Below are 19,566 nucleotides of genomic sequence, written 5' to 3' on the forward strand. Positions count from 1 at the left end.
AGGGTCTGTTTCCAAAGTGGATGCGAGCCGCGACGGGTCCAGCCGCGTGATCCAGCAAGGATGCGGCCGCAGGGCGATGTGGTGCATCGTTCAAGGCCGCAGACGCCGCTGGACGCGCGGCTGGCCCCGTCCCGGAGGGCAAGGGGCGGCGCCCGGCGCGATCCTGCGTCGAACGCCTCGCCAATAGGGCCGCTATTGCCATCGCCGTTCTCCTTGCCTCGCTTGGGCGGCGCCCCTTGCGCGGCCACACCCCACTTTGAAAACAGGCCCTAGGGTCTTCCAGCCTAGCAGTACCGTTCCTAGCGCCAGTCCCGCCATCAGCCCCGGCAGCAGCCAGGCGGAACGCGCGGGGGTGTGCACAGGCCGCCAGGTCAACACCACGGCGAAGGCTCCTTCACTGAGAGGCTCTCCCCAAAGCTCGAAGTGGCCGTCCTCCTGGAACACACCGGACTTCCCCGTGAGCGTGGCCCGCAGCAGAGGGACGCCCAGCTCCGTGGCGCGGAGGCGGATCTGGGCCGCGTGCAGGTCCGTGGCGATGCTGCGGTCGAACCAGCCGTCGTTGGTGTGGTTGCTCAGCAGGTCCGCGTGGCCCAGCTCGAAGCCCCGGCGGGTGCGCTGGGTCAGGAGGGCCTCGCTGCAGATGAGGGGATGCACATGCAGGTCGCCGGCGGGGGTGGGCACGGCGAAGGCGCAGCCCTCCTTGAGCTCTCCGGCCTCCTGGGACACGAAGCCCATCTTCCCGTCCAGCCACCGGCGGAAGGGCTCTGGGCCCGGCGTGCGCTCGCCGAAGGGCATGGGCTCCGTCTTCGCGAACACGAAGGCCGGCCGGCCGGCCGCCTCGCCCCGCACCAGGTTGTAGGGACCTCCTTCGGTGCCGAAGAGCCAGGCCACGCCCCGGGACACGGCCTCGGCGGAAAGCCGCAGATCCGGATGACGGTCATCCCGGCCCAGCACCGAGCTCTCGGGCCAGAGCAGCAGGGTCGTCCGCCCGGGCCTCGGCCAGCCCCGGGCCTTCAGCAGCGCGTCGCTGCGCCGCCACATCTCCGCTTCCATCCCCGGCCAGCGCACACCGGCGGGGAAGTTGGGCTGGATCATGGCCACGTCGAGGGTCCGTTCCCCGTCGCGGGGCAGCAGAAACCAGGCGCCTCCCAGCAGGAGCATCATGCCCACGGCGAAGCCGGGCCCCGCCAGGATCCGCCGGGGAGAGGCGCCCCGCGCCAGGTGGGCGGCGGCCCAGGCTCCGGCGCCCCAGGCCAGGGCCGACAGCCCCGAGGCGCCCAGGAAGGCGGCGGAGCGCGCGGGCCAGGGCAGGGAGCCGAAGGCGGCGCCCCAGGTCCAGGGATAGACATGGAAGCCCCAGGTCTCCCAGCCCATCAGGAGGAAGGCGGCCACGCAGGCGGCGGCCAGGGGCCCGATGCGGCGGAAGGCCCAGCGCGATCCCAGGGCCACCAGCCAGAGCCCGGTGGCTTCCCAGAGGCTCAGCAGGACCGTCCCCAGCAGGGCCAGGCCGAAGGGCAGTCCGCCCTTGGAGGCCAGGGTCTGCGGCACCCACTGGTAGAGGAGGAGGAGGCCGCCCAGGATCGCCACCCAGGTCCAGAACGCGTGGCGTCCCTTGAACAGGCCCTCCAGCAGCAGCAGGGGGAAGAGCAGCGCCAGGGCCGGCTCCAGCCAGCCCCCCAGGGCGCCGGGGAAGCGGAAGGCGAGCATGAAGACGCACGCCAGCACGGCGGCTTCGAGAAGGCGGAGGAGCCAGCCGCGGGTCACCGCCCCGGCTCCCGACTCAGCTCCCGATCAAGCTCCCGGCCCAGCCTCCGCGCCGCCTCGTAGCACGCGATGCCCGCGGCCACGGCGGCGTTGAGGCTTTCCACGCCCTGGATGGGGATGGCCAGGCGCCGCACGGCCGGGGGCAGGTCCACCCCCTGCCAGCCATGGCCTTCGCTGCCCACCCACAGGCGCAGGGGCTCTGATAGATCGGCCTCGGCCAGGGGCACGGCGCCGGGCCCGCCGTCCAGGGCGTACCAGCGACCCCCATCCGGCTCCAGGCGCGCCGCCCGGCGCAGGGGCATCAGGAAGGCGGCGCCCATGCTGCCGCGCAGGGCCCTGGGGTGGAAGGGATCCGCGCAGCCCGGACCCAGGAGGGCCTCCTGGAAGCCGAAGGCGGCGGCGCTGCGGAGGAGCGCGCCGAGGTTGCCCGGATCCTGGATGCCCCAGGCGCCGATGACGCGCTTGGCCAGGGGCCCGGCGGGCTCGGGGTCCAGGTCCATCAGCAGGGCGTGCTCCGGCGGGCTGCCCGCGTCCGCCAGCTCCCGCATGAGGGCCTCGCCGAGCACCTGCGTGTCCAGGCCGAGGGCCGCCTCCAGCGGGTGGGGGGCGGCCTGCTCCAGCCGCAGCCAGAGGGCGGGGCGCAGACGTTTTCCGGCGGGGGTCCGCCGGGCCTCCGCCCAGGCCTCGATGAGCTTCGCGCCCAGCAGGAGCGTGGCCTCGCGGCGGGCGCCGCCCGGGCGGAGGCGGGCCAGGAGCTCCTTGAAGCGCGGATTGGCTTTGCTGGTGAGGGTGGGCATGGGGACCGGGTCCGGGGGCATCACGGGACGCCCCCACCCTGGGGATGGCAGCGCCAACATGAGCATCATGCCAGGGAGCCGGGTCGCCTCCTCTGAAGAAGGCCGTGGCATGCCCCGCGATGCCCTCCTGGGCGCCGCGATACCCTGCTGGGATGGATGACGACGCGAAGGACCCGGCCACCGGGGGTTCGGGCACAGGCCGGGGGCTGGGCTTCCTGCTGGTGGCCGTGTCGGGGATCTGTTTCGGCCTCCTGCCCATCTTCAACCGCCAGGCGGCCGCCCTGGGCCTGGGACTCCCCACCTTCCTGGCGGTGCGCTTCCTCGTGGCCGGAGGCGCCCTCTGGTTGTGGCTGGTCCTGCGGGGGGTCCGCTTCAGCCTCACGCCGGCCCAGATCGCCGGCTTCGTGGGCATGGGCGCCCTCTACGTGGTGGAGAGCGGCCTCTATTTCGCCAGCTCCCGCCGGATCCCCGTGGCCCTCACGGCCCTGCTTCTCTACCTCTACCCCGCCATGGTGGCCCTGTGGGAGGTCCTGGGCGGGCGGCACCGCCTGGCGGGCCGCGACCTGATCGCCCTCCTCGCGTCGCTTCTGGGGACGGCCCTGGCGGTGGGTGCGCCGGGCCGGGGAACGGATGTCCTGGGCCTCGTCATGGGGCTCGCCACGGCCTTTGGCTATACGGCCTATATCCTGCTGGGCGCGCGCCTCCAGAAGGGCGTGCCCTCGCTGGTCGCCAGCGCCTGGATCATGTCCAGCGCGGGGCTCATGTACCTGATCCTGGCCCTGGGGTCGCACCGGTGGGAGCCGGCGCTGGCCCTCGGTGCCTGGAAGCCCCTGCTGGGGCTTGCCGTGATCGGCACCCTGCTGCCCATTCCCCTCCTGCTGGCGGGCATGGCCCGGGTGGGGGCCGCCCGGGCCTCGGTCGTCAGCACCCTGGAGCCGCTGGCCGCCTGCCTGTTCGGGGCCCTCTTCCTCCACGAGATCCTGCTGCCATGGCAGTGGGTGGGCGCGGCCCTGATCCTCGGGGCGGTGATCCTCCTCTCCGTGGAGCGGCGACCGGACGAGCCCCTGGCGGAGCGGTGATTCGGGCGGGTGGTCTGTTGGACTCTCTCCGAGCAGGATCGGAGGCCTGTTTCCCCGGGGTCGTCTGCCGGGAGGCGGCCCTCCGGGGCGCCCGGGAGCCCAGGTTCCCCGTGGGATCTGGGATGGATCAAACAGCGATGTATTAGACTATCCGCTCCATCCGACCTTTCTTTCCATCCCTCTGCGCCTTTCCAGGAGCACCGATGCAACCTTTTGTCCCCTCTGACCAGAACCTGCGGGAGTTCTCCCTGCGGGCGGTGCTCATCGGCCTCGTCATGGCCGTGGTGCTGGGTTCCGCCAACGCCTACCTCGGCCTGAAGGCCGGCATGACCATCGCCGCCACCTATCCCGCGGCCGTGATCGGCATGGCCCTCATCAAGCTGATGAAGGGCACCATCCTGGAAGAGAACATGGCCCGAACGGTCGGCAGCATCGGCGAGTCCGTGGCCGCCGGCGCCATCTTCACCGTCCCGGCCTTCGCCATCAGCGGCATCTGGCCCAAGTTCTTCACGGCCGGCCACTACGTCACCAGCTCGCTGATCATGTTCGGCGGCGGCGTGCTGGGCATCATGTTCGTGGCCCTGCTCCGCCGCGTGATGGTGGAGGACGCCGAGCTGCCCTACCCCGAGAGCGTGGCCGCCGCCGAGATCCACAAGGCCGGCGCCCGCGGGGGCAGCGGCACGAAGTTCCTCTTCGGCGCCATGGGCCTCGGCGCCGCCATCCAGGCCCTGGTGCAGATCTCGGTCTTCGCCAGCACCTGGGAGCGGTTCGTGGCCTTCAAGACCAGCACCATCAACCTCGTCGGCACCTGGAAGGCCAAGGTGGCCGGCGGCATGCTGCTCAGCTCCCCCGGCATCAGCCCGGCCTACATGGGCGTGGGCTACATCATCGGGCCCAAGCTCGGGGCCCTGAACTTCTCCGGCGGCATCATCGCCTGGGGCCTGCTGGTGCCCATCATCACCTACTTCATGGCGCCGGGCGTCCTGCCTGAGGGCGCCTCCCAGGGCGACTGGATCGCCCTGTCCTACTCGGTGTGGAAGTTCATCGTCCGCCCCATCGCCATCGGCGGCATGCTCGTGGGCGCCGGCTTCACCCTCTTCAAGATGCGCAAGAGCTTGGCCACGGGCCTCACCCGCTCGGTCTCCGACATGAAGAAGGCCGCCGCCGGCGAGCACGTGGTGGACCGCGTCAACAAGGACCTGCCCTTCACCAACGTCCTCTTCGGCCTCGGGTTCGCAGCCCTGGTGACCTTCTTCATCACCTGGCGCATCTTCCAGGTGAGCCCGTTGGTTTCCTTCGTGGCGGCCCTGGTGGTGGTGATCCTGGGCTTCTTCTTCGCGGCCATCAGCGGCTACCTGGTCGGCATCATGGGCTCGAGCAACAACCCCATCTCCGGCCTGACCCTGACGGCCCTGGTGATCACGGCCCTCGTGATGGTGCTCCTCGGCGTGAAGGGCCAGGAGGGCGTCGCGGCGGTGCTGGGCGTGGCGGCCATCGTCTGTGTCTCCGCGGCCGTGGCCGGTGAGATGCTGCAGGATCTCAAGGCCGGGCACATCCTGGGCGGCACGCCCTGGCGCATGGAGATGGGCGACCTCATCGGCGTGGCCCTGGCCTCCGTGGTGCTGTTCATCCCCCTCATGGTGCTGCACGAAGGCGACATCTCCGCCCAGGGCACCAAGCGCATCGCCGAGCTGACCGCCCAGCAGGTGCAGGTGGTCACCGCCCCCGATGGCAAGAGCTACACCCTGGACGAAGTGAAGAAGCTGCCCGCGGACCAGAAGAAGGCCGTGCTCTCCCTGGACGCCGGCTTCGGTTCCAAGCAGCTGGCGGCGCCCCAGGCGGGCCTCATGGCCCTGCTCAGCAAGGGCATCGTGGAAGGCAAGATGGCGTGGCCGCTGATCATCGTCGGCATGATGATGGGCTTCGCCTTCATCCTCATGCAGGTCAAGAGCCCCATGCTGGTGTCGGTGGGCATGTACCTGCCGCTGGAGACCACCTTCGCGATCTTCCTGGGCGGCCTCATCAAGGGCGCCGTGGAGATGATCGGCGCCAAGCGGGGCCTCAACGAGGCCCAGAAGGTGCGCGTGGAGAACAATGGCGTGCTGCTGGCCGCCGGCCTCATCGCCGGCGAGGCCCTGGTGGGCCTGCTCTTCGCCTCCTTCGCCTTCTTCGAGGTGAAGTACAAGATCTTCGCCGACCCCGGCATGTTCTGGATCAGCCTGCTGATCCTGGCCGGCATCGCCGTCTACCTGATCCGGGTGCCCCTGGCCAACGCCGGCGAAGCCGACGAGCCCGCCCCGCCCAGTGCCAATTTCTAGGGCCTTGACGTTCACCACGAAGACAGGAAGACCACGAGGGATGAACTTTCCCTCGTGGTCTTTCCGTCTTCGTGGTTCATCTTTTCTGTTTGAAAGTGGTCGAGCATGAACCCCTTCCACGACGAAAACTTCCTCGCCCTCGTGCCGGTTCAGGCCGTGACGGCCGAGCCCGGCGAGGGGGACACGCTGGTCCTGATCCGCCCCAAGATCCTGTCCCCACGCTGGGCCTGGCTGGTGCGGCTGATGAAGCGACCCAACTTCCGGGTGAAGCTCGACGCCCGCGGCACGGCCCTGTGGGAGGCCTGCGATGGCACGCGCACCGTGGCGCAGGTGATGGAGGTCATGGCCCAGGCGAATCCCGGCGAGGCCGATGCCGGCTTCCGCGCCGCCCTGTTCCTTCGGGAACTGGCCCGGGGCGGGTTCCTGCGGCTGTCGTAGCCAGGGGAAAGAAAAACGCCAACCGCAGAGAACGCGGAGAACGCAGAGGAAAGCAGACGCTGATTTCTCTACGTTCTCCGCGTTCTCCGCGGTGAATCCACCGCTGATTTCTCCTCGCCCCGGAGCCCCGCTATCCTGGTGCCCCGGAGGCACGATCCATGGCCAGGCAGTCGAAGGAGGCGGGCCAGGTCCTCACCCGCCAGCGGGCGAAGGTGAAGGAGCCCGGTCTGTGGAAGGTGCTCCTCCACAACGACGACTACACCACCCAGGAGTTCGTGGTGTGGCTGCTGAAGACGGTCTTCCGCAAGCCGGAAGCCGAAGCCACCGTGATCATGCTGGCGGTGCACCGGGCCGGCGTGGGTGTGGCGGGGGTCTATACCAAGGACGTGGCCGAGACCCGCGCCGAGCGGGGCCGCCGGCTGGCCGAGCGGGAGGGCTTCCCGCTGCTGCTGACCGTGGAGGCGGAAGATGCCTGAGTCTCCGAACATCAGCAAGGACCTGAACCAGGGCTTCCAGCGGGCCTTCGACCTGGCCAAGGCGCGGCGCCACGAGGATGTGGCCCTGGAGCACCTGCTGCTGGCCCTGCTGGACGATCCCCACGCGGCCAAGGCGCTGAAGGGATGCGGCGTGAAGCTGGACACCCTTCGCCGAGACCTGGAGGCCGCCCTGGAGCGCCTGTTCGAGCCGGTGCCCGAGGGCGAAGAGGTCCAGCCCCACAGCACCCTGGGGTTCGTCCGCGTGGTGGAGCGGGCCCTGGTCCACGCCTTCAGCGCTGGCCGGAAGGAGGTCCGCGGCGGCGAGCTGCTGCCGGCCTTCCTGGAGGAGGAGGCCAGCCACGCCCGCCACTTGCTGGAGAAGCACGGCGTGAAGCGGCTGGCCCTGCTGAAGGTGCTGAGCCATGGGCCTGCGACCGCCAAGGCCAAGGCTCCGGCGAAGAAGCAGGTGGAGGAAGAGGAAGAAGAAGGCACCGTGGCCGAGAACCCCCTGGAGGCCTACGCCACGGACCTGGTGGCCCGGGCCGCGGCGGGGCGGCTGGATCCCCTGGTGGGTCGCGACGCCGAGATCACCCGCATGGCGCAGGTGCTCTGCCGGCGCCGGAAGAACAACCCTCTGCTGGTGGGTGAGCCCGGCGTGGGCAAGACGGCCATCGTGGAGGGCTTGGCCCGCCGCATCCACGAGAAGCAGGTGCCGGAACCTCTGAAGCACGCCCGCATCTTCGCCCTGGACCTGGGCGCGCTCCTCGCCGGAAGCCGCTACCGGGGCGACTTCGAGGAGCGCCTCAAGGCCGTGCTGAAGGCCCTGGCCGACGAGCCCGGCGCCATCCTCTTCGTGGACGAGCTGCACACTTTGGTGGGTGCCGGCGCCACCAGCGGCGGCGCCATGGACGCGGCCAACCTGCTGAAGCCGGCCCTCGCCTCCGGCGACCTGCGCTGCATCGGCGCCACCACCTTCCAGGACCTCAAGGGCTCCCTGGATCGCGACCGCGCCCTCTCCCGGCGCTTCCAGGTGGTGGAGGTGAGCGAGCCCACCACGGCCGACGCGCTCGCCATCCTGCAGGGGCTCAAGGCCTCCTACGAATCGCACCACGGTGTGACGTACTCGGACGAGGCCTTGGAAGCGGCCGTGCGCCTGGCGTCCAAGCACCTGACGGACCGCAAGCTGCCGGACAGCGCCCTGGACGTGGTGGACGAGGCCGGCGCCGCGCAGAAGCTGCTGCCGAAGAAGGCGCGAGCGAAGCAAGTGGGCCCCGCCGAGATCGAGGCTGTGGTGGCCCGCATGGCCCGCGTTCCGGTGGCCTCCGTCAGCGCTGACGATCGTGAAGCTTTGCAGACGCTCGAAGCGCAGCTCCGGGCGCAGATCTACGGCCAGGATCAGGCCTGCGAGACCGTCGCCGGTGCCATCAAGCTGGCGCGCTCCGGCCTGCGGGATCCCCTGAAGCCCATGGGCTGCTTCCTCTTCGCGGGGCCCACGGGCGTGGGCAAGACGGAGCTGGCCAAGCAGCTCGCCAAGGCCCTGGGCATCGCCTTCCTGCGCTTCGACATGAGCGAGTACCAGGAGAAGCACACGGTGGCCCGGCTCATCGGCGCGCCACCCGGGTACGTGGGCTACGAGGAGGGCGGCCTGCTCACGGATGCCGTGCGGAAATCCCCCCACGCCGTGCTGCTGCTGGACGAGCTGGAGAAGGCCCACCCGGACCTCTTCGGCATCCTGCTCCAGGTGATGGACCACGCCACGCTCACGGACAGCCATGGGCGCAGCGCGGACTTCCGCCATACGGTGCTCGTGATGACCACCAATGTCGGCGCCCGGGAGCTGTCGGCGCGGCAGGTGGGTTTCGCCGAGGCCGGGGCCCGGAAGACGGCCACCGGGGCCCTGGAGAAGGCCTTCAGTCCCGAGTTCCGCAACCGCCTGGACGCCATCCTCCAGTTCGCGCCCCTGGGCCGCGAGTCGATGGTCCGCGTGGCGGACAAGCACCTCCGCGAGCTGGAGGAGCAGCTCAAGGAGAAGGGTGTCAGCCTCGTCTGCACATCCGCGGCGCGGGCCTGGTTGGCGGAGAAGGGCCACGACCCGGCCTTCGGCGCCCGGCCCATGGCGCGGCTCATCGAGCGCGAGCTGCGCCGGCCCCTGGCGGAAGCGATCCTCTTCGGGCCCCTGGCCAAGGGCGGCAGGGTCACCGTGGACCTCCAGGACGGCCGGCCGTGCCTGTCTTTCGGCTGACGAAGGCCCTGGTCTTCCCGGACCCGGAGCTGGCGGAGGACGGCCTGCTGGCCATCGGCGGCGACCTCAGCGAGGCGCGCCTCCTCCTGGCCTACCGCAGCGGCATCTTCCCCTGGTACGGCGAGGGCGATCCGCTGCTCTGGTGGTCGCCGCCGGAGCGGGCCCTGCTGCGCCCCGGCCACCTGTACCTCTCCGCCCGCACCCGCCGGAGTCTGCGCCACCGCCCCTTCGAGATCCGCTTCGACACGGCCTTTGAAGGGGTCATCGGCCATTGTTCCCAGGTGCCGCGCCCCGGCCAGGATGGCACCTGGATCACGCCGGAGATGCGGGAGGCCTACATCGCACTCCACCGCGCGGGCCACGCCCACAGCGTGGAGGCCTGGCGCGACGGCGAGCTGAGGGGCGGCCTCTACGGCGTGTCACTGGGCCGAGCCTTCTTCGGCGAGAGCATGTTCAGCCTCGAGCCCGAGGCCAGCCGCGCCGCCCTCCAGGCCCTGGACGAGCGGCTCGCGGCCTGGGACTTCGCCCTGATCGACGGCCAGCTGCCCCACGAGGGCCTGAGGGACTACGGCTTCCAGGTTGTGCCCCGCGCCCTGTTCCTGGAGGAACTGGCGGAGGCGCTGCGCTGGCCAGGGCGGAGCGGGAGCTGGTCGGCCTGACTCGGCCTGAAGAGCATGCAACCGCGAAAGGCGCGAAAGGGCGCGAAACGCAACGGAGTCTGGCCGCCCGGGCCTTCGGCCCCCAGTCGCGCCATGCGTGTGGAGGCGGAAGCAAGATTGTGCGCCTTTCGCGCGCTCGCAGGGTGATTCGCGTCTTTCGCGGTTCGATCCTTCCAGGGCGCCGTCACCGCCATCGGCGAGATCGGTGGCGAATGGCTTTTCTCAGCGCCTTCCCTCCGCATTCTCGGTGCCTCCGGAGTGGATCCTTCCCTCGGGGCGGCCTGCCTCCGCCGGCCTCAGCCGGATCAGGCTGATCTCGCCCCGGCGCCACAGCCGCATGCGCGGGCCCCAGGTGCCGGTGCCGCGGCTGACGATCAGGGTCATGTCCCCCACCTGGGCCCGCCCGGCCAGAGTGGGATAGACCCTCACCACCAGGTACCCGAAGGGCCAGATCTGGCCGGCGTGCGTGTGGCCGGCGAGCATGAGCCCCACGCCCGAGCGGGCCGCCGGTTCCAGTTGGGTGGGCCGGTGGGACAGCAGCACCAGCGCGCCTTCCGGGCGCTCCCGGGGAACGGCCCACGCGGCCTGGCGGAGGCTCCGGCCCGCATCTGCCCGGCCCGCCAGGACCAGCCCAGGTACGGGGCTGGCGAGGGCGTTCCGCAGGACCCGCACGCCCGCCGACTCCAGGGGGGCTCCGGCGACGCCGTAGTGCTCGTGGTTTCCATCCACCCCCCAGACGCCCAAGGGGGCCCGCAGGTCGCCCAGGGATTGGATCGAGCGGGGGGCGGGCCGGCCGTGCCCCTCGAAGACGTCCCCGAGGAGCACCACCAGGTCGGGCCTCAGGGCCTGGACCTGCGCCACCCGGGCGGCCAGCCAGTCCGGCCCCAGGATGGCGCCCACGTGGAGGTCCGACAGGGCCGCCACCACGAGGCCGTCCCGCTCCGGCGGCAGGCCGGGCAGGCGCACTTCGTAGGCCACGATCTCGGGCGGGCGCAGGCCCTGGACGGTCGCGGCGGCGGCCAGCCCGAGGCTGGCCAGGAGGGCCCACCCGCGCAGGCGGGGCGCGGCGGCGCGGAACCACCAGCCGAACCCCGTGGCCAGGTCCACGGCCAGGAGGCAGGCGAAGGCGAGGAAGAGGAGGCCCAGCAGGGTCATGCCCGCGAGGGCCACCCAGCCCGCGCCGGGGAAGGTGGCCTCGTGTCCCAGGATGCCCCCGGCGACCATCAGGCCCCAGGCCCCCGCGAAGGCCACCCAGAGGCGTCGCCGGGGCCCGCGTGCGAACCAGGGAACCGAGGCGGTGCGCCAGGCCACGTAGGCCAGCACCAGGGCCGAGACCAGGAGGAGGAGGCCGATGAACATGGCTCAGCCTCCGGCCGGGGCGGCCCGGTGGCGCAGGAGCTTGAAGGCCTCGAACCAGAGGATGCTGGCGAAGCCCATCCCCAGGGCCAGCGGGACGTCCAGGCCGTGCAGCGGGGCGAAGTGGAAGAGGCGCTGGGCCACGGGCCAGGCGAGCACCAGGGCCAGGCAGGCGGTGGTGCCGCCCAGCACCCACCAGAGGGCGGGGTTGGGACTCCCCAGGCTGCCGAGGATGCTCCTCGACCAGGACCGGTTGGCCAGGATGATGGCGAGGAAGGACGCCACCAGGCCCGCGAAGGTGAGGGCACGGGCCGCGTCGTGGCCGTGGGTGGGCCGGGCCAGGAGGTAGACCGCCACGCAGGCGGCCAGGGCGGTGATCCCCTGGAGCACGGCCAGCCCGGTGGCCTTCAGGCTGAACAGCCGCTCCTCGGGGTCCCTGGGCGGCCGACGCATGACGTCGGGCTCGGCCGCCTCCGCCTCGAAGATCAGCGTGCAGGAAGGATCGATCACCAGCTCCAGGAAGACGATGTGGACCGGCAGCAGGAGCAGGGGCCAGCCGAGGAAGACCGGCAGCAGGGACAGCCCGGCGATGGGGATGTGCACGGCCAGGATGAAGGCCACGGCCTTGCGGATGTTGTCGAAGATGCGCCGGCCCATCCGGACGGCGGCCACGATGGAGGAGAAGTCGTCGTCCAGCAGCACCAGGTCGGCGGCCTCCCGGGCCACGTCCGTGCCGCGGCCCCCCATGGCCACGCCGATGTGGGCGGCCTTGAGGGCCGGGGCGTCGTTCACGCCGTCGCCCGTCATGGCCACCACCTCGCGGTTGGCCTTGAGGGCGGCGACCAGACGCAGCTTCTGCTCCGGCACCACACGGGCGAAGACATCCACCTCCCGGATCCTCGCCGCGAGGTCCGCGTCGCTCATCCGGTCCAGCTCGGGCCCGGTGAGGACGTGCTCGGGATGGGGCAGGCCCGCCTGCCGGGCGATGCTGACCGCGGTGGCCGGGTAATCGCCGGTGATCATCACCACGCGGATGCCCGCGGTGCGGCACTCCGCCACGGCGGCGGACACGCTGGGGCGCACTGGATCCTCCAGCCCCAGCAGGCCCACGAAGTCGAGGTCCAGGTCGTGGTGACCCTCCGGAAGGTCGGCAGCGCCGTAGCGGCCGCGGGCGACACCCAGGACGCGCAGGCCGCGGGACGCCAGTTCCGCCACCCGGGCGTCCACCGTGGCGCGGCGGTCCGGGGGCAGGTGGCAGAGGTCCACGACGGCCTCGGGGGCGCCCTTCGTGGCCACCACGATCTGGCCGTCCGCCCGGGTCCAGGCGTGGGTGACGGCCAGCAGGCCTGGCATCAGCGGGTATTCCCTGGCCAGCGACCAGTCCGGGTGCAGGTGCTCGGTCTCCATCAGCCAGGTCTTGCCGGCGGCGTGGAGGGCCCGCTCCATGGGGTCGAAGGGATCCTTCCGGCTGGCCAGGATGGCGTATTCCATCAGCTCGTGCATCGGCTCAGGAAGGTCCGGCCCGGTCGCCGCCAGATCCTGGGCGTGCCCCTCCACGTCCAGCCGCCGGAGGGTCATCTGGTTGAGGGTCAGGGTCCCGGTCTTGTCCACGCACAGGACGGTGGCCGCGCCGAGGGTCTCGATGGCGGGCATGCGCCGGGTGAGGACCCGATGGTGGGAGATGCGCCAGGCGCCCAGGGCCAGGAAGACCGTGAGCACCACGGGGAATTCCTCGGGGAGGGTGGCCATGGCGAGGGCGATGCCGGCCAGCAGGCCCTCCTTCCACACCTCCAGGGCGCCGCCCCGAGTCAGGCCGTAGAGGACCACCACCGTCAGGCAGGCTCCCAGGCTGAGCAGGGCGAAGGTGCGCACCAGCCGGCCCGTCTCCCGCTGGAGGAAGGTGGATTCCGGCTCCACCAACTGCAGGGCTTTGCCGATGCGGCCGAGCTCTGTCTGGAGGCCCGTGGCCAGGACTTCGGCCACGCCCTGGCCCGCGGTCACCAGCGTGCCCGAGAAGACCGAAGGCAGATCGTCCCCGCCCGGCGGCTCCATGGCGCGGGCCTCGGCGGAGGCCGCCTTGCGGACGGGCACGGACTCGCCGGTGAGGAGGGACTCGTCCACCGACAGGTGGAGGCCGGCGCGCAGGAGGGCGTCCGCGGGCACCCGGTCGCCCTCGGCCAGGACCAGGATGTCGCCGGGCACCACCTCGCGGCCCGGGATGCGGTGCTGCCGGCCGTCCCGGATCACCAGGGCCCGGGGGCTGGAGAGGTCCCGCAGGGCCTCCAGCGCGTGCTCCGTCCGCCGCTCCTGGACGATGGTGATGCCCATGACCACGAAGACGAACCCGAGCAGCATCGCCGCGTCCCCGTGCTCGCCCATCAGCAGGTACAGCGTTCCCGCCGCGACGAGCATGATGAACATGGGCTCCCGCATCACTTCCCAGGCGATGGCCAGGAAGCCGCGCCGGTCCCGGGAGGGCAGCTCGTTGGGTCCGTCGCGCTCCAGGCGAAGCTGCGCCTCGGCTTCGGAGAGGCCGGCAAAGCCCTCCAGGTCGAGGCCGGACGGTCGATGCGTACGAGGTGCGGCAGTCGGGATCACAGGCACGTCCGCAGGGCCGGCGATGGGCCATCCGGCCGATTCCCCTAACCTTAGCCCGGTGCAAGCACCGAATCCGCAGGGAATTCGAGACCTGCGCATGCTGTGGCGCGGAAACACAGAATCCTGAGAAACACTCTCAGTGGATGCGGACTCAAATAGGCAGCAGCGCCGCTATTCGATGGGCAGTCGCACCATCATTCGATGGGCAGTCGCGCCGTCATTCGATGGGCAGTCGCCCTTGGCCCAGCCGGATGATGGCGGGCACGTGGAGATCCTCGTTGCCGCCGGGCAGCTCGCCGCTGGGTGTGGGGGCCTGGGGCAGGAGGCGGGTGGGCGTGGGGCCCTGCTCGCTGGCGGGCACCTCGCCGTAGACCCGGCCGCTGGGGCCGTTCACGGGCAGGACGGCCTGGCCATCCACGGGCTGGATCCCGGCGGCGACCAGCGTCGGCGCGGCGGCCTCCACGGCCCCGGCCAGGTTCAGGCTGTGACGGCGGTCCTGCAGGAGCTTGTCCTCGCCGTCGAAGCCGCTGGCCAGGACGGTGACCAGCACCCGGTCCTCCATGCCCTCGCCCTCCACGGTGCAGGCCTTGATGTCGGGGCGGCCGTTGTAGTGCTCCTGCAGGTAGTTCATGGCCGTCTCGATGGCGGAGGCCTCCATGACCTCCCAATCGGCGGTGATGGACACCATGACGTTGGCGGCGGCGCCAGTCTGGGCGCGCTCCAGCAGGGGGCAGGCCAGGGCCTTCTTGAGGGCGTCCATGACGGCCTCCTCGCCGCGGCCCGCGCCGGTGCCGATGAGGGCTTCGCCGCCATCCCGCAGCACGGCCTCCACGTCCGCGAAGTCGCCGTTGATGATGCCGGGCTTGAGGATGAGGTCCGCGATGCCGCGCACGCCCTGGATGAGCACGCCGTCGGCCACGCGGAAGGCCTCCTTCATGGTCACGCGGGCATCGCAGACGGCCTTCAGGCGCTCATTGCTCACGACGATGACGGTGTCGGCGGTTTCCCGCAGGTTCGACAGGCCCTGGAGGGCCAGGTCGCCCTTCTTGCGGCCCTCCCAGGCGAAGGGCGTGAGCACCACGGCCACGGTGAGGGCGCCCAGCTCCCGGGCGAAGCTGGCCAGCACCGGCGCCGCACCCGTGCCCGTGCCGCCGCCCATGCCGCCGGTGATGAAGACCATGTCGGCGCCCTGGAGGGCCGCCAGCACTTCCTCGCGGCTCTCCTCGGCGGCCACGGCGCCGCGTTCGGCGCTCCCGCCCGCGCCCAGGCCGCGGCTGCTCTGGGGGCCCAGGGGCAGCTTCAGGTGGGCCTTGCTCTGGGAGAGGCTCTGCTGGTCCGTGTTCATGGCGATGAACTGCACGCCGGTCACGCCGCTCTCGATCATGCGGTTGATGGCGTTGCAGCCCGCGCCGCCCACACCCAGCACCTTGATGTTGGCGCCGGGGAGGCTGTGGGGGCAGGGGAGGAAGGGGGTCTCAGACATCGGAACTCCCGAGTGGGGCATCACAGAGGACAGGCACTAGAAGAGTTTCTTGAAACGGCCGAGGAAACCGTCTCCCCGGTCCTGCTTGCCGCGGGTCTCGCTCATGTCCCGGGCGAGGGACTTCACCGCGCCGAGGGCGTTCACGAAGTAGGGGTTGCCGGTGGCCTGGGGCAGGCCGGACACGCCGATGATGCGGCCCAGCACGACGCGGGGCCGCCCGAGGATGGTCTGGGCGAGGATGGCGAGGTGGGTGAGGAGGGCGCCGCCGCCCACCAGGTGCACGCCGCCGTGGATCTCGTGCATGAGGCCCGTGCGGCCCATCTCCGCCAGCACCAGGTTGAGCAGCTCCGCCGCCCGGGCCTGGAGCACCTCGGCGATCTCGCGGCGGGAGACCAGGCGGCCCTCCTCCTCGAGCTCGATGGATTCCTCGGGGGGCACGTGGTTGTGCAGCACGGTGCCGAAGCGGATCTTGATGCGTTCGGAAGCAGCGATGCCGCCCAGGTGCTTGGTGATCTCCAGGTCGCGGGTGAAGTGCATGCCGCCGATGGGGATCACGGCCGAGTGGAACAGGGTGCCGTGCAGGAAGATGCCCAGGTGCGTGAGGTGCTCGCCGATGTCCACCACCACGGCGCCGTTCTCGCGGTCCTCGCGGCTCAGCACGGCCTCGGCGCTGGCCAGGGGCGAGTACATCAGCTCCGCGCCGTGCAGGCCCGCGTTCTTCAGCGCGAGCTGGATGTTCATGATGACGGGGCTCGGGGCCACGATGATGCGGACTTCGGCCTCCAGCGATTCGCCGAACATGCCCACGGGGTTGCGGATGTCGCGCTGGCCCTTGATGTGGAACATCTGGGGGATGCGGTGGAGGACCAGCTCCTCCTTGGCCAGCTTGCAGCCGTTGGTGGCCTGCTCCAGCACGCGGTCGCGGTCCGAGGCGGTGATGATCTTGTCGCTGCTGCTGATGGTGATGGAGTCGCGGAGGTTCTCGCCCTTGAACTGGATGCCGTCCACGGCCACGCGGATGCCATCCACCTTGGTCTGGCCGGCGGTGTTCATGGCCTCTTCCACGGCGCGCACGACGGCGCGGGTGCAGAGGTCCATGTCCGTGATCTGGCCCTGGGTGAAGCCGCCCTGGGGGGAGGCCTGCCCGGTGCCCGTCACATTCAGCGTCCCGTCTTCCTCCTGGACGGCCACCACCGCCACCACTTTGCTTGCACCGAGGTCGAGGCCTAGGAGAACGGCACGCTGAGGCATGAAGATCCTTTTCCTTGCTCTAGGTTTACACCACTTCCGTGCCAGGTTCGAGCCTTTGCACACGGAAAAAACGCCGCTTTCTTCCCCTGCGGGTCAGCGTGGCGTCTTGACGCCGGCCGGGGCATCCTCGGGTTCCCCCACGGCGACCTCCTCGTCCCAGCGCAGGTCGATGTACCGGAGCCGGGCCAGGTCCGGTCGCTGGGACAGGCGGTCGACGAACAGGCCCTGGAAATTGGGCACGTTTTTCGTCACATCCTGGCGGGACAGGTAGATCGGGGCCGGAAGGCCCTCGATGTAGGCCACGGGCCCCTTGGGGCTCCAGCGGAACTCAGTCACCCGGTCGTAAAACCCTGCCTGCTTTTCCCTCAAAACCCGTGCGGCGCTCACAAGCCGGGCCAGACCCTGGTCCGTCTGGCTGGCGGGATCCACCACGACGGGAATGGGACTTAGGTTCGCCTGATTGACCCGATCCAGGAGGATGCCGTCGTCGGAAACGAGGAATACGCCGTTGCTCCGCACCAGCCAGAGCACGGGCCGCCGCTCCTCGACGACGAGGCTGAGGCGGTCCGGGGGGTCCTTCCGGATCTGGAGGTTCCGTACCCAGCGCTTGGCCTCGATCCGGGCGCGCAGGTCCTCCGCGTCCAGCCAGAAGAGGGGCTTGCCCAGCGCCAGCTTCTCCGCCAGTGCCTGGATTTCCGCCTGGCGCTCGCCCCGGCAACCGCTCACGTTCACCTGCTCGATGGTGAGCTTCTGGAGCCCGAGATACCGTGTGCCGAGCTCCATCAGGGCCCAGGCCCCCCCGCCCAGCACCGCCAGCGTGATCCCCGCCCGCACCCAGGGGAACCAGGGGCGCTTGGGGCGGGTGCGGGGAAGCATGGACATGGGGGCCAGTCTACCGCCTGGAGGCGGCGGCCTGGAGGGCCTGGAAGCCTCCTATATCCTCTAGGGTCTGGGAGGATGCCCCATGGCTTCCATCGCCCCCGGGGGCATTCCGGATCTCCTCGATTCACTCTTCCGCTCGGAGTCGCGGCGGGTCCTCGCCTCCTTGATCCGGCTGCTCGGGGATTTCGACCTGGCCGAGGACGGCATGCATGACGCCTTCGCGGCCGCGCTGGAGGCCTGGCCCCGGGATGGGGTGCCGGACCACCCCCGCGCCTGGCTGGTGTCCACGGGACGCTTCAAGGCCATCGACCGCCTGCGCCGGTCCGCCCGGTTCAGCACCTCGCTCGATGCTTTGGCCGAGCTGCCCGCCGAGGGGCAGCTGGAGTGGGTGGAGGAGGAGGGCGTCGAAGATGACCGGTTGCGGCTCATCTTCACCTGCTGCCACCCGGCCCTGCCTCCGGAAGCCAGCACGGCGCTGACGCTCCGGGAGATCTGCGGCCTGACGACGGAGGCCATCGCGCGGGCCTTCCTCACCGCCCCGTCCACGCTGGCCCAGCGGATCGTCCGCGCCAAGGCGAAGATCCGCGACGCAGGCATTCCCTTCGAGATCCCCGGCCGGGCCGACCTGCCGGACCGTCTGAATGCCGTGCTGAAGGTCGTCTACCTGGTGTTCAACGAGGGCTACTCCGCCTCTTCGGGGGAGGCGCTGACGCGCCCGGACCTCTCGGGCGAGGCGATCCGCCTGGGACGGCTGCTCCTCGAGCTGCTGCCGGATCCGGAGGTCATGGGTCTCCTCGCCCTCATGCTGCTGCAGGAGTCCCGGAGGGCCGCGCGGATCTCGCCGGAGGGGGACCTGGTGCTGCTGGAGGACCAGGACCGCTCCCGGTGGGACCGGGTCCTGATGGCCGAAGGGAAGGCCCTGGCGGACCAGGCGCTGGCCTCCCGCCGGGCGGGCGCCTACACGCTCCAGGCCGCCATCGCCGCCGTCCACGCGGAGGCCGCCGGGACCCCGGCCACGGACTGGGGCCGGATCGTCGGGCTCTACACCCTCCTGGCCCGGGTGGCGCCTTCGCCGGTGGTGGACCTCAACCGGGCGGTGGCGGTGGCCATGCGGGACGGCCCCCAGGCGGGGCTGGACCTCACCGACGCCCTCCTGGCGCGCCGCGACATGGCGGAGTATCACCTGGCCCACGCGGCCCGCGCGGACCTCTGCCGCCGCCTGGGGAGGACGGAGGAGGCGCTGGCCTCCTACCGCCGGGCCCTCGAGCTGGTCCAGCAGGGGCCCGAGCGGCGGTTCCTCGAACGGCGGGTGACCGAACTTCAAAAATAATTCCTGATCATTGGCCTACCCGCGCTTGGTAATGATCGAACCGCGAAAGACACGAATCACCCTGCGGGCGCGCGAATGGCGAACGATCCCGCTTCCGCCTCCACGCGCGGGGCGGGTCTGGCGGCCTTCAGAAGCCGGCATCCCCACCCCGCGTGTGGCCAGCCGCGCATCGCGCGGCTGGGGGCCGAAGGCCCAGGCGGCCCATCTCCGCCGCGTTTCGCGCCCTTTCGCGTCATTCGCGGTTCCTTGCTTTTCTGGCTGAGTCAGGCCGATCACCCAAAAAATCTTCGGTTCCCTGTCGAAAAGGCCCCTCCCCGAACGACCAGAGGTTGAAGGCGGTCAGGACGACCCCATAGGAGCCACCATGAAATACATCTGCTTCGGGTACCTCGATGTCCAGCAATGGTCGACCCTCTCCCAAAGCGAGCAGAACGACAGGTTCGACGCGTGCTTCACCTACGATGAGGGCCTCAAGAAGGATGGCCACTGGGTCGGCGGGGAGGGGCTGCAGGGGCCGGACACCGCCGTCATGGTGCGCCTCGAGCAGGGCAAGGTGTCCGTGACGGATGGCCCCTATGCCGAGACCAAGGAGCTGCTGGGCGGCCTCCTGATCCTGGAGGCCAGGGACCTCAACCACGCCATCCACCTGATCTCGAACCACCCGGGCCTGAAGATGGGGCCCTGGGAGATCCGGCCGGCGGCGGACCTCGACAAGATGATTCGCGAAAGCGAGGCACGGCGTGCCAAGGCCAAGGGGAAACCTGCTTCCTGAGCAGGGCGCATCAGGCCCGCCAGATCTCCACTTCGGATTCCAACTCCCTGCCTTGGTTTGCGTGCACTTTCTTCTGCACGCGGATCATGAGTTCAACGAGTTTTTTCTTGCCGTAATCCCG

General features: G+C 70.6%; 15 protein-coding genes. 8 read left to right on the plus strand and 7 right to left on the minus strand.

What is annotated here, in order from left to right; genetic code table 11:
* Window positions 1-192 precede the first annotated feature (192 nt).
* Both lnt and MLG87_RS13665 read right to left on the minus strand, forming a co-directional pair.
* Window positions 193-1,764, minus strand: coding sequence for an apolipoprotein N-acyltransferase (gene lnt / locus MLG87_RS13660; RefSeq protein WP_243295699.1), 1,572 nt, complete (start codon window positions 1,762-1,764; stop codon window positions 193-195).
* Window positions 1,761-2,561 (minus strand): TrmH family RNA methyltransferase, encoded by an 801-nt coding sequence (locus MLG87_RS13665; RefSeq protein ID WP_243295700.1) that lies wholly within the window; start codon window positions 2,559-2,561, stop codon window positions 1,761-1,763. The genes lnt and MLG87_RS13665 overlap by 4 nt, the downstream gene beginning before the upstream one ends.
* A gap of 152 nt (window positions 2,562-2,713) precedes the next feature.
* Between MLG87_RS13665 and MLG87_RS13670 the strand changes: the two genes are divergently transcribed.
* The 6 genes from MLG87_RS13670 (at window position 2,714) to aat (ending at window position 9,773) form a co-directional block, all read left to right on the plus strand.
* Window positions 2,714-3,640 carry an EamA family transporter gene (locus MLG87_RS13670; RefSeq protein WP_243295701.1) on the plus strand — a complete coding sequence of 309 codons (927 nt, stop codon included), beginning with the start codon at window positions 2,714-2,716 and terminating at the stop codon, window positions 3,638-3,640.
* Window positions 3,641-3,843: 203 nt separating this feature from the next.
* Window positions 3,844-5,958 (plus strand): OPT family oligopeptide transporter, encoded by a 2,115-nt coding sequence (locus tag MLG87_RS13675; protein WP_243295702.1) that lies wholly within the window; start codon window positions 3,844-3,846, stop codon window positions 5,956-5,958.
* 105 nt (window positions 5,959-6,063) lie between these two features.
* Window positions 6,064-6,396: a PqqD family peptide modification chaperone gene (locus tag MLG87_RS13680; protein WP_243295703.1), complete on the plus strand. Its 333-nt coding sequence runs from the start codon at window positions 6,064-6,066 to the stop codon at window positions 6,394-6,396.
* Window positions 6,397-6,554: 158 nt separating this feature from the next.
* Window positions 6,555-6,872 carry an ATP-dependent Clp protease adaptor ClpS gene (locus tag MLG87_RS13685; protein WP_243295704.1) on the plus strand — a complete coding sequence of 106 codons (318 nt, stop codon included), beginning with the start codon at window positions 6,555-6,557 and terminating at the stop codon, window positions 6,870-6,872.
* Window positions 6,865-9,114 (plus strand): ATP-dependent Clp protease ATP-binding subunit ClpA, encoded by a 2,250-nt coding sequence (gene clpA, locus MLG87_RS13690; RefSeq protein ID WP_243295705.1) that lies wholly within the window; start codon window positions 6,865-6,867, stop codon window positions 9,112-9,114. Before MLG87_RS13685 ends, clpA begins: the two co-directional genes overlap by 8 nt.
* Window positions 9,096-9,773 carry a leucyl/phenylalanyl-tRNA--protein transferase gene (aat, locus tag MLG87_RS13695; protein ID WP_243295706.1) on the plus strand — a complete coding sequence of 226 codons (678 nt, stop codon included), beginning with the start codon at window positions 9,096-9,098 and terminating at the stop codon, window positions 9,771-9,773. Before clpA ends, aat begins: the two co-directional genes overlap by 19 nt.
* A 222-nt stretch (window positions 9,774-9,995) precedes the next feature.
* Here aat and MLG87_RS13700 read toward each other — a convergent pair whose 3' ends face one another.
* The 5 genes from MLG87_RS13700 to MLG87_RS13720 all read right to left on the minus strand — a co-directional run bounded on the left by MLG87_RS13700 (window position 9,996) and on the right by MLG87_RS13720 (window position 17,343).
* Entirely contained in the window at window positions 9,996-11,132 is a 1,137-nt protein-coding gene (locus MLG87_RS13700; RefSeq protein ID WP_243295707.1) for a metallophosphoesterase, read from the minus strand.
* Window positions 11,133-11,135: 3 nt separating this feature from the next.
* Window positions 11,136-13,724 (minus strand): cation-translocating P-type ATPase, encoded by a 2,589-nt coding sequence (locus tag MLG87_RS13705; RefSeq protein WP_425250898.1) that lies wholly within the window; start codon window positions 13,722-13,724, stop codon window positions 11,136-11,138.
* Window positions 13,725-13,944: 220 nt separating this feature from the next.
* Window positions 13,945-15,210, minus strand: a complete 1,266-nt coding sequence (gene ftsZ, locus MLG87_RS13710; RefSeq protein ID WP_243295709.1) for a cell division protein FtsZ — start codon at window positions 15,208-15,210, stop codon at window positions 13,945-13,947.
* Window positions 15,211-15,246: 36 nt separating this feature from the next.
* Window positions 15,247-16,461, minus strand: a complete 1,215-nt coding sequence (gene ftsA, locus MLG87_RS13715; protein ID WP_243286886.1) for a cell division protein FtsA — start codon at window positions 16,459-16,461, stop codon at window positions 15,247-15,249.
* Window positions 16,462-16,554: 93 nt separating this feature from the next.
* Window positions 16,555-17,343, minus strand: coding sequence for a cell division protein FtsQ/DivIB (locus tag MLG87_RS13720; RefSeq protein WP_243295710.1), 789 nt, complete (start codon window positions 17,341-17,343; stop codon window positions 16,555-16,557).
* 82 nt (window positions 17,344-17,425) lie between these two features.
* Between MLG87_RS13720 and MLG87_RS13725 the strand changes: the two genes are divergently transcribed.
* Window positions 17,426-18,673, plus strand: a complete 1,248-nt coding sequence (locus MLG87_RS13725) for an RNA polymerase sigma factor (RefSeq protein WP_243295711.1) — start codon at window positions 17,426-17,428, stop codon at window positions 18,671-18,673.
* Window positions 18,674-19,037: 364 nt separating this feature from the next.
* Window positions 19,038-19,445, plus strand: a complete 408-nt coding sequence (locus MLG87_RS13730) for a YciI family protein (RefSeq protein ID WP_243295712.1) — start codon at window positions 19,038-19,040, stop codon at window positions 19,443-19,445.
* Window positions 19,446-19,566 lie beyond the last annotated feature (121 nt).

Source organism: Geothrix mesophila (assembly GCF_022808835.1).
GTDB classification, from domain to species: Bacteria; Acidobacteriota; Holophagae; order Holophagales; family Holophagaceae; genus Geothrix; species Geothrix paludis.